This is a genomic window from Mesorhizobium sp. WSM4810 (assembly GCF_055811235.1).
Genome location: NZ_JBVVQV010000026.1, coordinates 40,246 through 54,413 on the forward strand (window position 1 = coordinate 40,246; position 14,168 = coordinate 54,413).

At 61.6% G+C, this 14,168-nt stretch carries 12 protein-coding genes and 1 pseudogene; 10 read left to right on the top strand and 3 right to left on the bottom strand.

Annotated elements, in window-relative coordinates:
* Positions 1-54: 54 nt before the first annotated feature.
* Entirely contained in the window at positions 55-1,284 is a 1,230-nt protein-coding gene (locus tag AC0L3O_RS28040) for an RDD family protein (RefSeq protein WP_473536125.1), read from the top strand.
* A gap of 285 nt (positions 1,285-1,569) precedes the next feature.
* Here AC0L3O_RS28040 and AC0L3O_RS28045 read toward each other — a convergent pair whose 3' ends face one another.
* Positions 1,570-2,271: a TylF/MycF/NovP-related O-methyltransferase gene (locus tag AC0L3O_RS28045; protein WP_473536124.1), complete on the bottom strand. Its 702-nt coding sequence runs from the start codon at positions 2,269-2,271 to the stop codon at positions 1,570-1,572.
* 268 nt (positions 2,272-2,539) lie between these two features.
* Positions 2,540-3,112 (bottom strand): annotated as a pseudogene (locus AC0L3O_RS28050) (IS1634 family transposase); the annotation flags it as partial.
* 857 nt (positions 3,113-3,969) lie between these two features.
* On the opposite strand from AC0L3O_RS28050, the gene AC0L3O_RS28055 reads away from it, so the two are divergent.
* The 8 genes from AC0L3O_RS28055 to AC0L3O_RS28090 all read left to right on the top strand — a co-directional run bounded on the left by AC0L3O_RS28055 (position 3,970) and on the right by AC0L3O_RS28090 (position 11,991).
* Positions 3,970-5,193 (top strand): septal ring lytic transglycosylase RlpA family protein, encoded by a 1,224-nt coding sequence (locus AC0L3O_RS28055; RefSeq protein WP_473536123.1) that lies wholly within the window; start codon positions 3,970-3,972, stop codon positions 5,191-5,193.
* Between the two features lie 107 nt (positions 5,194-5,300).
* Positions 5,301-6,467, top strand: a complete 1,167-nt coding sequence (locus AC0L3O_RS28060; RefSeq protein WP_287173825.1) for a D-alanyl-D-alanine carboxypeptidase family protein — start codon at positions 5,301-5,303, stop codon at positions 6,465-6,467.
* 64 nt (positions 6,468-6,531) lie between these two features.
* Positions 6,532-7,203, top strand: a complete 672-nt coding sequence (gene tmk / locus AC0L3O_RS28065) for a dTMP kinase (protein ID WP_473617259.1) — start codon at positions 6,532-6,534, stop codon at positions 7,201-7,203.
* On the top strand, positions 7,200-8,255 hold the full coding sequence (locus tag AC0L3O_RS28070; protein ID WP_128169058.1) for a DNA polymerase III subunit delta': 1,056 nt from the start codon (positions 7,200-7,202) through the stop codon (positions 8,253-8,255). The genes tmk and AC0L3O_RS28070 overlap by 4 nt, the downstream gene beginning before the upstream one ends.
* An 80-nt stretch (positions 8,256-8,335) precedes the next feature.
* Positions 8,336-9,889: a methionine--tRNA ligase gene (metG, locus tag AC0L3O_RS28075; RefSeq protein WP_023799204.1), complete on the top strand. Its 1,554-nt coding sequence runs from the start codon at positions 8,336-8,338 to the stop codon at positions 9,887-9,889.
* Positions 9,889-10,683, top strand: a complete 795-nt coding sequence (locus AC0L3O_RS28080; RefSeq protein WP_023799205.1) for a TatD family hydrolase — start codon at positions 9,889-9,891, stop codon at positions 10,681-10,683. Before metG ends, AC0L3O_RS28080 begins: the two co-directional genes overlap by 1 nt.
* A gap of 3 nt (positions 10,684-10,686) precedes the next feature.
* Entirely contained in the window at positions 10,687-11,505 is an 819-nt protein-coding gene (locus AC0L3O_RS28085; protein WP_473617261.1) for an MBL fold metallo-hydrolase, read from the top strand.
* A 15-nt stretch (positions 11,506-11,520) separates the two neighbouring features.
* A complete protein-coding gene (locus tag AC0L3O_RS28090; RefSeq protein WP_023799207.1) occupies positions 11,521-11,991 on the top strand; it encodes a YbaK/EbsC family protein in 471 nt (156 codons plus the stop codon).
* A gap of 57 nt (positions 11,992-12,048) precedes the next feature.
* Here AC0L3O_RS28090 and AC0L3O_RS28095 read toward each other — a convergent pair whose 3' ends face one another.
* Positions 12,049-12,702 carry a TetR/AcrR family transcriptional regulator gene (locus AC0L3O_RS28095; RefSeq protein WP_473617262.1) on the bottom strand — a complete coding sequence of 218 codons (654 nt, stop codon included), beginning with the start codon at positions 12,700-12,702 and terminating at the stop codon, positions 12,049-12,051.
* Positions 12,703-12,944: 242 nt separating this feature from the next.
* On the opposite strand from AC0L3O_RS28095, the gene AC0L3O_RS28100 reads away from it, so the two are divergent.
* Entirely contained in the window at positions 12,945-13,892 is a 948-nt protein-coding gene (locus AC0L3O_RS28100) for a homocysteine S-methyltransferase family protein (protein ID WP_473617263.1), read from the top strand.
* Positions 13,893-14,168: the final 276 nt, after the last annotated feature.

Consider the following 14,168-nt stretch of genomic DNA (forward strand, 5'->3'; position numbering starts at 1 on the left):
TCTTGCAAGTATGAAGTACTTGGCGCCTGATGGATTCAGGCAAGAGGGGCGCTAATGTGGTACTACGCGAGAGATTTGGATCACATTGGCCCCTTGTCGCATGATGAGATGGCGGCGTTGATTGCAGACGCAAAGATTAGCGTGGGAACGCTGGTCTGGAATTCAGAAATGGACAATTGGGCACGACTTTCGGACGTGCCTTCGCTGCTAGCACTTATTCTCAAGAAACCGCCGCCATTGCCGGGGTCTTCCCCTGTTCCGCCGGTCATCGCGAACTCCGAAAGCGCGAGCCGTCCGATACTGCAAGAGCAGCCGTTGGCCGGGCCTTGGTTGCGATTTTTTGCCAGAACCCTTGATGTTTGGCTCGCCACGATAGTGGTAATGCTTTCTGCCGGCTTAATGCTTGGTCTCTATTTTCCCGCCGCCTTCATCGCCTTGATCAGTGCTAACGACAGCGTCGTTGGGCTGATTTCCCTACCTGTTGCAATGTTCCTTCTTGCGCTTTGTACGGCCACCCTTGGCAACACGATAGGCAAAGCCATATTCGGCATCAAGGTCCGAAACCTTACTCAGCAAGGGTCGTTCAGGTTCTTCCTGAAAAGAGAATTTCAAGTTTGGGCCCAAGGCTTCGCTTTAGGCATTCCCTTCATCGCGCTGTTTACGCAAGTTTCCCAATACAAGAAGGTAGCTGCCGGCCAACCAACTAGCTACGACTTAGGACGAGGCAGGGTTGAAGGGCGGCATATTTCCATCTTCCGCAAATTGCTAGGTGTGCTGGTGCTGCTCGGTCTGGTCGGGGGCACGCTTGCGCTTGTGGCATACTCGGACCAACAGGACCGGGCAGAGCTTGCATCATTCACTTGGCGGAATCCGATAACCCTCCGATCGACGCAACTCTCTGGCAGGTGGAAACCCACCAACATCAAAGCCGAGAGTGGTGAGATTTACTACTTTGTGTCGGACAGCTTGCTTGCAGAAGCGCTATTTGGCCACGAGAACCTAAGCTCTGGCGACATGTCGCCGCTGGTTTACGCGATGGCCATCCAGCAAGCTATCTCGGAAAACTTTACGGTCGCCACAGAGTGGAAACCTGTCACTGTTGGTGGTCGTCCAGCGCTCCGGGCCAACGGGTCGTCAAAGGTGGATACCAACGTTAGCCTCCAAATCACAATCACCATCGACGGGGATGATGCTTGGCGGACGTTGGTTTTCTCACGCGGCAGAAAGGTCGATGATGCGACTTTTGGCAGGGACTTCGTCGAGGCCGCGTTTTCCTCCATTTAAAATGCCGGGCCAGCATGAGGCTTGCCCGTGCCGGCCGGCGTCGACAGCATGTTTTTTAGCAAATCACCCTCCAAGCCCGTGTCGGTGACCTGCCACCGGATTTTCATCCAGCCGCAATTAGAGCCTCGGCCTGATTGAAGGACGGACTCTAATCAAAGCCGGAGGAAATTACCGTGGCAGGTCATCGGCACCAAAGCACCATCGCGCCATCGTCGAGCGGTGCGAAACACGCGACGCGCGGGCGGTTAGCCGGGCGCGGAGCGGCTTCTTTGGCAGGCTGTTCGGTTAGGGCTTGATCGCGACCCGGCCAGTGTAGTCGGAAGGGATGAGGAACGGCATCTCCTTGCCGAAATAATGCTCAACGGCCCTCTTCGCACCTTCCCAATGACCGAAGTCGTCAAGGATCAGGATGCCGCCACTGACGAGCCGTGGATAAAGAATCTCAAGCTCGACAAGCGTCGAATCATAGAAATCGGTATCCAGGCGAAGCACGGAGATCTTCTGGGGTAGGTTACCTTCATCCAATAACGTCTGGCGGACGTCGCCCGGCACGAACTTCACGCCAAGCATATCGCATCCTGCGAGCCTGAAATTGCGCTGCACCTCGGCGAGCGACGCGTCGCACTTGCCCGCGTTCTCCGCGCCGACATCGTTCTCACCGGGCTCGGTCATTCCCTCGAACGTGTCGAAGACGAATGTGCGCTTGTCAGATCCCAAATTTTCGAACGTTCGTTTTGCAGCGATGGCCTGCCCGCCGCGCCACGTTCCACATTCCACGAAATCGCCTTGAAGCCTAACGGCATATCGGCACGCGAGCATCGTTGCCGCCAAGCGCTCCTTACTGCACATGGTGAGCTTATGTTCGCGGACGTGTTCAAAAACCCGCTCGTCTTCTTCGGAGAACTCAACGGGTGGGGGAGTGGCCTTCGGCGTTCGGCGCAGCTCTAACCCAAGCTTGCCGAGCGCAGTCTTTACAACGGCTTTCAACCTTCGCCCCTGCTTTCGACCCAATCGATCAGAACGTTACCAAGCCAGAGCACGCCTGCTCCCAGCGCCGCGATGGCGCCGCCAATGAGCATGATTGCCGCGCCGATTCCGAAAGGAACCCAGAGCAGAGGGTTGGGCCTGCGCTTCGGCGGCTGCGGTGCCGGCACGGCATCCGTTGACATAATACGTCCATGCGAACCGTTCGGCAGTTCCCTAGGGCACTCGGGGCTTCCACGCGACGCAGGACGTCGGCGCGGCCGATCCAGCCGATCTGCGGCCGGTCGCCCCGGTGATCGCGGCTGTGGCCATAATGCGCCAGCGGACAGCAGCGGCCCTCCAAATAGGATGAACTGACGTCATAGAGCATCAGCACCCCGTCCTCCAGATGCCGCCGCGCCAGGCCATTTTCGATCCGCGTCTGACGCGCGAGCAGCCAGTCCAGCGCCTCGTAGGCCGCGCGCTCCTTCACCTCGCCCAAGCCCAGAACCGCGCCCAGACTGGAGGCCGCCGTCTCCTCATCCACCGCCCGCACAAACCCAAGCTTGGAGCGCGGCGCAATCAGCCGGTCGACCATCATCGCAACCACCAGATCGCAATGGCGCCGCGATGCCGCATCCTTCGTCGTGCTCAAAATCAGCCGGTCCAGCGCGATCTTGCGGATCGTCCCAAGCGCCGCCGCAACATGGCCGTGGGGCAGCGAACGCTCGATCTCCAGCGCGTCCGGTCCGGTGCCGATCACCATCCCGCCCTTCAGCAACGCCTTCAGAGCGTCGATCACATCCCCAGGCAGCTTGCTCAGATTGGCCAAGGTCCGCTTCTGCGCGCGGCCCTGCTCGTCGCGATTCCGCTGTGTAGAAGCCATAAAGTGCCCTGGACTGGGTCAATGCGTTGGCTTCTTCCTTTTTTTCGACCAGATTGTCGTCCCGCCCGCCTTTAGTGAGCACCAAACCGCGAAGATATGGCGTTTGCGCATGATGAATTCCCCCTGCGCAGACTGAACTTCAAAAGCTTCGCCCCCGCAAGAGGCGCCCCTGACGTCTCAACGCGAAATTCCCAGTTAGCCCGCTGCCTCATGGTGGCGGGCTTCATCGTTTGGGGAACAGGCTAAGAACGTGCTGCTACGCTTTTTGCAACGCAACGCTACGGTATCGGACGGGACGACGTGGCACAAACGGCGCTGGCGAGTCTTCAAACCCTTGCTAGAGTAGGCTTTGCAGGGACGCTGCGATATGGCTTGGGATGGCTGGCACCGAATTTCAAGACCGGTGCCTTAAACCGCTCGGCCATCCTCCATCGTGATTTTTCAAGCACCTGGATGCTCGTCCTGATCTCAACGCGTACCCTGTGGGCACGCCTCGGAGATCGTTCGCGCTTCATTGCTCTAGTGCGCCCAACGAAGTCCTGTCAACCGGCTGTTGCCGGTTCCTGCCAAGCGCAGGGCACGGGTGCTTGGCGGCGGGCTTGAGCAGGACGAGCAGCGCTGCGCCGAAGCTCGAAACGCCGTGATTTCTCACAGCGATCGCCGGGACGGCTTGTGCCCAATCTCGCCCGGTTCCGACCATAATCGGTTAATACGGTGATAAACAATTCCTGTGCACAAGGGATTGGGAATCAAGGCGGCGCTGGCATTGTCGGGTAGGTTTTGGCCCGGCCGACGGTCAAGTCGCGGCGCCTTTGTTGAGAGGGGACAATCGAAAAATGCCAAGCACGACGCGCCCGCGTCTTCGTCGCGCTTCCGCTTTCGCGTTGTGTGCCTTGTCGGCTGCCTTGCTGGCGGCTTGCGCGGCGCCGCCACAGCCGAAGACAATGGTCAACAAGAAGCCTCGCTCCAAGGAATATTTTTCGGAATCCGAATATGGCGTAAAAGCCAGCCCGCGCGTTACCTTCAAGATGTCGGGCCTGCAGCGTGGCGGCGGACGCGATCAGCTCGGCAAGCCCTATCAAGTGCGCGGCAAGTGGTATTATCCGAAGGAAGACAAGCGCTACGCCAAGAAGGGTCTTGCCTCCTGGTATGGCGAAGCCTTCCACGGCAGGCTGACCGCCAACGGCGAAGTCTACGACATGACACATCTGACCGGCGCGCATCCGACAATGCCGCTGCCGAGCTATGCGCGCGTCACCAATCTGAAGACCGGCAGCTCGGTCGTCGTGCGCGTCAACGATCGCGGTCCTTACCATGACGGGCGCATCATCGATGTGTCGAAGCGGGCCGCCGAAATGCTCGACTACGCCAATATCGGCACGGCCAAGGTGAAGGTCGAATATGTCGGACGGGCGCCGCTTCACGGCAATGACGAACAGTATCTGATGGCCTCCTATAATCCAGGCAACAGAGTGCCGGATCCGTCGGACGGCCTGCCCACCGGCGTCATGATCGCCATGAACGGACCATCGCCGAGCACGGCGTTGGCCGCCGCCGCTGCCTTTCCCGGCCAGTTGACGAATTCCGCATCGGCACAGCCTGTCGTGGCAGCGCAGACGTCGGCCGCTGGCAGTGTGACGCTGCCCGATTTCGGGCCGATCGTACCGGAACGGCCGCAGATCAATCTGCCGCCGCAATCGCCGTTCAGGGTAGCGACGCTGTCTTACGCCAACGAACGCGTGCAGCGCGCCTCCACTGTCTTTGCCGCGATGGATGGCGCCGGGCCCGCCGAAATCCTGCAATCGTGGAAGCGGCAAGTTCCTACGGCCGCTTTGCCCACGGACTATATCGCGGCGGGCTCGTTCGAGGATGCCGCCGAGGCGCAGCAGGTGGCAACCCAACTTTCCGGCTTTGGCAAGACCGAAATCCAGCGCTCCGAGTTCGAGGGCAAGGACTGGTATTCGGTCAATCTCTACCCGGACGGCCATGGCAGCCTGGACGAGATGCTGCAGGCGGCATGGTCGCATGGCGCGCCGGACGCGCTCGTGGTTCGGAATTGACCGGCAAAATCTGAAGTTTTGGCCAGTTCTCCATCGCGCGGTTGCTCGGCCGGGACAAAGCCTGATAGAGCTTGCCCGGAACTACCGGCTGACAGGTCGAACTTCTCATGAAATTTCGCTTCGCCGCGCCTCTCGCCGGGCTTCTGGGTTTTGGCCTCCTGCTGCTTTCGCTGGCTCCGGCCACGGCGCAGCTTTTCGAAACCAAGGCCGCGCAGGCCTTCATGATCGATGCCGAAACCGGAACGGTGCTGCTTTCCAAGGATGCCGACAGGCCGATTCAGCCGGCGTCGCTGGCCAAGCTGATGACGATGGAAGTGGTGTTCAACGCCATCAAATCGGGGCGCGTGACGCTCGACGATACATACGTGGTGAGTGAGAACGCATGGCGCACCGGCGGCGCGCCATCCGGAACGTCGACGATGTTTGCCCAACTCAAGTCGACGATCCGGCTTCAAGACCTGATCCAGGGCGTGACGGTCCAGGCAGCCAATGACGGCTGCATCATCATCGCAGAAGGGTTTGCCGGGTCGGAGGCGAATTTCGCGACTGAGATGACGGAGCGTGCAAGGCAGATTGGCCTCGAGAAATCGGCATTCGTCAATGCAACCGGTCTGCCGGCCGATGGTCAGCAGACGACGGTTCGAGAGCTTGCGCTCCTGGCCCTGCATATCTGGCGCGAGTACCCGGACCTTTATCGCTACTACGGCCAGAAGGACTTCACTTGGAACAAGATCACCCAGAGGAACCGCAACCCGCTGCTGGCGATGGATATCGGCGCCGACGGCCTGGCTATCGGCAGGAGCGAGGCATCCGGCTTCGGCATCGTCGGCTCGGTCAGCCAAGGTGGCAGGCGGGTCATTGCGGCGATGAGCGGCCTGGCAAGCGACCGCGAGCGCGCCGAAGAAGCGCGAAAGCTGCTCGACTGGGGCCTTCGTTCCTTTGAGAAAACCGAGATTTTCGCCAAGGACGAGGTGGTCGGCGAGGCCCAGGTTTTCGGCGGCGCGAAATCCGGCGTGGCGCTGAAGGCAAAAGCGCCCGTGGTCATCTTCCTGCCGATCGCCAACCGCGACAAGCTGACCGCCAGAATCGTCTATGAGGGACCGGTTGCAGCCCCCGTGGAGGAGGGGCAACCGGTGGGTGCGCTGCGGGTCTGGATCGGGGACACGCTGAGCCAGGAAACGCCGCTTTTCGCCGCCGAAACGGTTGGCGTCGGCTCGCTGCCGCAACGCGCGCTCGATGCCGCCAAGGAACTGGCGGTCGGCTGGCTGCGTTAGCGGCCGCGGCGTGGACCTTTTCTCAAGTCAGGACTATTACGGTCCCGCAGCATGGACAAAGGCTTTGGTGAGCGGATTCTTCATCACCTTCGAAGGCGGAGAAGGGGCAGGCAAGTCGACGCAGATCGAGCGCCTGGCCGGCAAGATGCGCGCCAAGGAATACGATGTCCTTGTCACGCGCGAGCCGGGCGGCTCGCCAGGCGCAGAGGCGGTCCGGCATGTACTGCTTTCCGGCGCTGCCGAGCCATTCGGCCCCAGGATGGAGGCGCTGCTGTTCGCCGCCGCGCGTTCCGACCATGTCGAGCAGGTCATCCGGCCGGCGGTCGAGCGGGGCTCGATCGTGCTTTGTGATCGCTTCATGGACTCCTCGCGCGTCTACCAGGGCGTCACCGGCGGCCTCGATCCAGCCTTCATGGACGCGCTGGAAAAGGTCGCCATCAACGGCATGGTGCCCGACATGACGCTGATCTTCGATGTCGACCCGGCCGAAGGACTGCGGCGCGCCACTGCACGGCGGGGCACCGATGCCGGCGCCGACCGCTTCGAAAAGGAAACGCTCGATATCCACCAGCGCCGCCGCGAAGCCTTTCTGGCGATCGCCGCGGCAGAACCCGAGCGCTGCATCGTCATCGACGCGTCCGCCGACCCCGACACGGTGGAGAATGTCGTCACCGGCGCCGTGTTCGCGGCGCTGGAGACGATGACGCCGAGGCACAGGAAGCAGGCGCCGGGATGATTTTCCAACGGATCGCACCAGAACAGCACGACACGCTTGACGGGGTACCGGAGCCATCCGAGACGCCGCGTCTGGTCGGACATGACCAGGCAGCGAACATGCTGGCGTCAGCCTATCGCTCCGGGAAGCTGCCGCATGCGCTGATCTTTGTCGGGCCGGTCGGCATCGGCAAGGCGACGCTCGCCTTTCATCTGGCGCATCATCTGTTGAAGCATCCGGCGTTCGAACAGGCGCCGGAGGTCCTTGCCGTTCCCGATCCGGCGTCATCGCTGTTTCGCCAGATCGCCACCGGCGCGCATCCCTCGGTGCTGCATCTGACCCGCCCGCCGAACGACAAGACCAAGAGTTTCAAGACGGTCGTCACCGTCGACGAGATCCGCAAGGTTAGCCGTTTCCTGTCGCTGACCTCGCATGACGGCAGCTACCGGGTGGTGATCGTCGACCCGGCCGACGACATGAATACCAATGCGGCCAACGCCTTGCTGAAGAATCTTGAAGAACCGCCGGCACGCACCTTGTTCATCCTCATCGTCCATGCGCCGGGCAGCCTGCTGCCGACCATCCGCTCACGCTGCCAGATGGTGCGGCTGACGCCGCTCGATGCCGAGAGCCTGATGACGGTTTTGGAAAGCGTCGAACCACCGCCTCCGGACGATCCCGCGGCGCGCGCGGCACTGGCCAAGCGGGCAGGGGGCAGCGCCCGCACCGCAATCCTGTTGACGCAGTATGGCGGGCTGGAAATCGCCGAGACGCTCGACGCCCTGGCGACAGCGGCAAAGAGCGATGTTGCCGGCGCCTATCGCCTCGCCGAGGCGGTCGCCGGGCGCGACCGGGCGATCCAGTTCGATATTTTCAATCGCCGTGCGCTCGACCTGCTCTCGACCGGCGCAAGCCAGGCCGCGCTGGCGGGCGATCTGGCGCGGGCCAAAACGCTGTCAGACACTTGGCACGAGGCTTTGAACGCTATATCTGAAACCGACACCTACAATCTCGACAAGAAGCAGCATGCCTTGACCATGATCGACCGCCTGAATTCTGCAATGCGAATGTGACGGCCCATCGGGATGGCAATCGCCGTTTCGATGCGATATCCACCGACATCTTTCATTCAGACATTCATGACGGTTCATTCATGTCACGCGAAAAATACTACCTCACGACGCCGATTTTCTATCCGAACGGCAAGCCACATATCGGTCATGCCTACAATGTCATCGCCAGCGACACGCTGGCCCGTTTTCAGCGGCTCGACGGTAAGGACGTCTTCTTCGTCTCGGGAACCGACGAGCACGGTTTGAAGATGCAGCAGACGGCGGACGCCGAAGGCCTGACGCCGAAAGCGCTTGCCGATCGCAATTCGGCGATCTTCCGCTCGATGCTTGAAGCGACCGGCTGTTCGAACGATATTTTCATCCGCACCACCGAGGAGCGCCACTACAAGGCCTGCCAGGCGATCTGGACACGCATGGCGGAAAATGGCGACATTTATCTCGACCGCTATAGCGGTTGGTATTCGGTGCGGCAGGAAGCCTATTTCGACGAGGCCGAAACCAAGGTCGGCGACGACGGCGTCCGTCGCGAACCGCTCGGCTCGCCCGTCGAATGGACCGAGGAAGAGAGCTATTTCTTCCGCCTTTCCGCCTATCAGGATAGGTTGCTCGCGCTCTATGAGAACAGCCCCGAATTTGTCGGACCGGCGGAGCGGCGCAATGAAATCGTCAGCTTCGTCAAATCCGGGCTGAAGGACCTGTCGATCTCGCGCACCACGTTCAAATGGGGCGTGCCGGTGCCGGGCGACGACAAGCATGTGATGTATGTCTGGGTCGATGCACTGACCAACTACATCACGGCTGCCGGTTATCCGGATGCGGCCGATGACAGATGGTCCTTCTGGCCGGCGAACGTCCACGTCATCGGCAAGGACATCGTCCGCTTCCATGCCGTCTACTGGCCGGCCTTCCTGCTGTCGGCAGGGATCGAACTGCCGAAGCGCGTATTCGCGCATGGCTTTCTGTTCAACCGCGGCGAGAAGATGTCGAAGTCGGTCGGCAATGTCGTCGACCCGTTTGCGATGATCGAGCATTACGGCCTCGATCAGGTACGCTATTTCTTCATGCGCGAGGTGCCGTTCGGCCAGGACGGCAGCTACAGCCACGAGGCCATCGTCAACCGCACCAATGCCGACCTCGCCAACGGCCTTGGTAATCTGGCGCAGCGCTCGCTGTCGATGATCGCCAAGAATTGCGGCGGCGTGGTGCCGAAACGCAGCGATCTGGCGGAGGCCGACAGGGCGATCCTCGACCAGACGGTGGAGGCGGTTGCTGCTGCACGCAAGATGATGGCGGAGCAGGCCATCCATCTGGCGCTGGCGGCGATTTTTGGCGTCGTGGCGGAGGCCGATCGCTACTTCGCCTCGCAGGAACCCTGGGCGCTCAGAAAGACCGATCCGGCGCGCATGGAAACGGTGCTGTGGACGACCGCGGAAGTCGTCCGACGCGTGGCGCTGCTGTGCCAGCCCTTCATTCCGGGGTCGGCCGCCAAGCTGCTCGACCTGCTGGCTGTGCCACAGGACCGTCGCGATTTCGCGCATGTCCACGCGGACTATGCGCTGGTATCGGGGGTTGCCTTGCCCGCGCCGGAGGGCGTGTTTCCGCGTTACGTCGAGCAGCCGGACGCGAACATCTGATGTTGGTCGACAGTCACTGCCATCTCGACTTTCCGGATTTCGCTGAGGAGCGGACGGCCATCGTCGCCCGCGCCTTGGCCGCTGGAATCGGTCGCATGGTGACGATCTCGACGCGTGTGAAAAAATTTCAGCAAGTACTTGAGATCGCAGAATCTTTCGACGAAGTCTATTGCTCGGTCGGCACCCATCCGCACAACGCCGCCGAGGAACTGGACGTGACTGTCGAGGCGCTTGCCCGGCTGTCCGCGCATCGCAAAGTGGTGGCGATCGGCGAGGCCGGGCTCGACTATTTCTACGATCATGCGCCGCGCGACGCGCAGGCTCAGGGCTTTCGCACGCACATCGCGGCAGCGCGGGAGACGGGCCTGCCTCTGGTCATCCATGCGCGTGATGCCGACAGCGACATGGCTGATATCCTCGAGGACGAAACAGGGAAGGGCGCCTTCCCCTTCGTCCTGCACTGCTTTTCGTCCGGGCGCAGGCTGGCCGAGATCGGCGTGGCGCTCGGCGGCTATGTTTCCTTTTCCGGCATCGTGACTTTCAAGAATTCGGCCGAGCTGCGCGCCATCGCCGCCGATGTGCCACACGACCGCCTGCTGGTCGAAACCGACGCGCCGTACCTGGCGCCGATCCCGTTTCGCGGCAAGCGCAACGAGCCTGCCTATGTCGCGCATACGGCCAAGGTGCTGGCCGAAACGATCGGCGTCAGCGAGGCCGACATTGCTGCCATTACCACCGACAATTTCTTCCGGCTGTTCAGCAAGATGCCGCGCCCGACCGCGCTGAGCGCCTGACGCATGAGCGACCGGCTGCGCCTCACCATTCTCGGCTGCGGCTCGTCGCCGGGCACGCCGCGCATCACCGGCGACTGGGGCAATTGCGATCCGGCCAATCCGAGGAACCGGCGCATGCGCACCGCAGCGCTCATCGAGCGGATCGCGGCAAACGGCGACAGGACCACAGTCGTCATCGACACCGGGCCGGATTTCCGCGCGCAGATGCTGCTGGCTTCAGTCAGGCGCATAGATGCGGTCGTCTATACGCATCCGCATGCCGACCACATCCACGGCATCGACGATTTGCGCGGCTTCGTGCTCGAGCAGCGTCATCGGATCGATATCCACGCCGACCAGCCGACCATGCTGCGGTTACGGGAAGCATTCGGCTATTGTTTCGAAACACCGTTAGGCAGTTCCTATCCGCCCATTGTCGAGCCCCATATCATAGACCATGCCAGGCCGGTGGTGATCGAAGGCGAGGGGGGTGCCCTGACCCTCGAGCCGCTGCCGCAGATCCATGGCGACATCATATCGCTTGGGTTTCGCATCGGCGGCCTCGCCTATTGCCCCGATGTCAGTGATTTCCCCGACGCCACCGCCGAACGGCTGCGCGATCTCGACGTGCTGGTCATCGATGCGCTGCAATACAGGCCGCATCCGAGCCATCTGTCGCTCGGCCAGGCACTCGGCTGGATCGAAAAACTGGCGCCGAAAAAGGCCGTTCTGACGCATATGCATGTGCCGCTCGACTACGCTGCGGTGATGGTCGAGACGCCGGCCGACGTCGACCCGGCCTATGACGGCATGACGATCGAAATCCCTTATGAATCTGCATGATAGGTTCGGTTCTTCATGGCTGGAAGCATTGATCGTGTGACCAGGGCAGCGGCCGATGCCGGCCTCGACATCGAAATCAGGCGCATGGGCGCCTCGACACGCACCGCCGAGGAAGCCGCCGCGCAATGCGGCTGCACAGTCGCCCAGATCGTCAAATCCCTGGTGTTCCAGGGAGAAACCAGCGGAAAGCTGTTTCTCTTCCTGGTTTCCGGCTCCAACCAGCTCGATCTAGCCAAGGCTGCAGCACTGGCCGGCGAGCTGCTGAAGCGCGCCGACCCGCGGCAGATCCGCGACGAGACTGGATTTGCCATCGGCGGCGTGGCGCCGATCGGCCATCTGATTGCAATCCCGGCGTTCGCCGACGAAACGCTGCTCGGTTTCGATCGTGTTTGGGCAGCGGCCGGCGCGCACGATGCGGTGTTCGCCGCCGAGCCACAGGCAATGATCAGGGCAGCGCAGGCTGTCGTGGCGAAGCTGGCAGTCTGAATCGGACGCGCCTGATACGCAGCCTCGGGGGCTGAAGCGAGCGCCGCCCGGCGCACTCTATTCGGCGGCGATGGCGGTGGGCGGCTGCATGATTTCGGGCGCCGCCGGCGCGAACAACATCTTTACGACGTTGCGGAAGGCGAGGATCTGGCGTTCGAGGACACGCGGGTCGCCGAGCCCGCGCGACATGATGATGCCGCCATCGATCACACAGGAGAACATGATGGCGACGTCGTCGAGGTCCATGCCCTTGCGGGCAGGATAGACGGCCGCGATCTCGTTCAGCGCATCGCGAAACCGCCCGTTCCAGGAGCGGACGGCGGCGGCGGCGATGTCGCGAACGGTGCGGTCAAAGAGGCGCTCCTGATAGGTGAACGTCGCGATCAGGCAGCCGGGGTGGCCGTTCGGCAAGTCACCCATCAGCTCGGCAAGCAGCTTGAGCGTGATCAGGAACGACTGCAACAGATCATCGGACAATTGCCGGCCGCGGTGAAACACATCGTCGAAGATGCGGTCGTTCTCCTCGACGTAGCGCAGCATCAAGGCGCGGGCGAGTTCGTTCTTGTCCTTGAAATGATAGAAGAAGCCGCTCTTGGTGATGCCGGCTTCGGCGATCACCTCCTCGATGGACGTCGCGCCGAACCCCTTGGCGAGCACCGAGGCCTCGGCGATCTCCAGAATGCGTTCGCGCGTTTCCGCACCTTTGCGCATGACCGAATGCCCTCAAATCTACTGTACCGGCGGTATGGTTTTCACACCCGCCACCATCGGCACCGATAGCAATATGACCGGCCCAGCGCGGCTATCCACTGTAATTGCTGCGGTTTCCACTTCGGTGGAGTACCGGACCACAAGCCTTCTACCGCACCGGCGGCACGTGCTGCTAAAACCTGGCTATTGCGAGCCGGCCGCCATCAGGGCGGCACGGCGTCACCTTACCACTGGAGACAAACATGGCCAAGTACCGCCAGAATCTGCCGCAACTCGCCAACCGAACATTCCTGAGCGATGGCGGCATGGAAACGACGTTCATCTTTCACGATGGCCTCGATCTTCCGCACTTCGCTTCATTCACGCTGATGGCAACGCCTGAGGGCCGGCAGAAGCTGCGGGAATATTACGTCCGTTATCTGACCATTGCGCGCAGAAATGGGACCGGCTTCATCCTCGACACGCCGACGTGGCGGGCCAACCCGGATTGGGGAAGCTTGCTCGGCTACGGGCCGGAAGCATTGCGGGCCGTCAACGAGAGCTCGATAGAGCTTCTTCTCGACCTGCGCAACGAGTTCGAAACCGCCGAGACGCCTTGCGTCATCAGCGGCGCAATCGGGCCGCGCGGCGACGGCTACAAAGCCGGCAAGATGGACGCCAACGAGGCGGAAGCCTATCACGCGGCGCAGATCGAGAGCTTTGCGCGGACCGAGGCCGACATGGTTGCGGCCTATACGCTCACCAATTTCCACGAGGCAATCGGCGTGGCGCGGGCTGCCAAGGCGCATGCCATGCCGTGCATGATCTCGTTCACCGTGGAGACGGACGGGAAGCTGGTCACCGGCATGGCGCTCGGCGAGGCAATCGACAGGGTCGACGAGGCGACAGACGGTGCGCCGGCCTACTATATGATCAACTGCGCCCATCCGACGCATTTCATGCAGGCGCTGAACAAGGGCGAGCGCTGGCTCGATCGCGTCTATGGCGTGAAGGCGAATGCTTCGGCCAAAAGCCATGCCGAACTGGACGAATCCGCAACGCTCGACGCAGGCGACCCGGACGATCTCGGGCGGCGCTACAGCAGGCTGACAGCTTCGTTTCCGACGATGCGCATCCTCGGCGGCTGCTGCGGCACCGACCACCGGCACATTGCGGCGATCTGCGAGGCCTGCGTGCCGCAGGCGGCGTAGGAACTATGTGCGTCCAGGGAGACGCAACGCTACCAACCGCAGTTCCGCTGGTTCCAAAGGAAACAAGGAACTGCGGTTGGGCCGAAAAGCAACGCAATCACAACGCACATCAGTTCCATAATCTATGTTATGCGACTTTCTGATGGGTGGAATTCTCAGCGTGAACCGACGGAAAGCCTCTCTGATTTTTGCGTCGATCGGCTTATTTCGTCCCCTACAGCACCGAAATCCTCAAGACCATCAAAATGACCGCCTCCCTTTCTCGGCTTCCCCGAT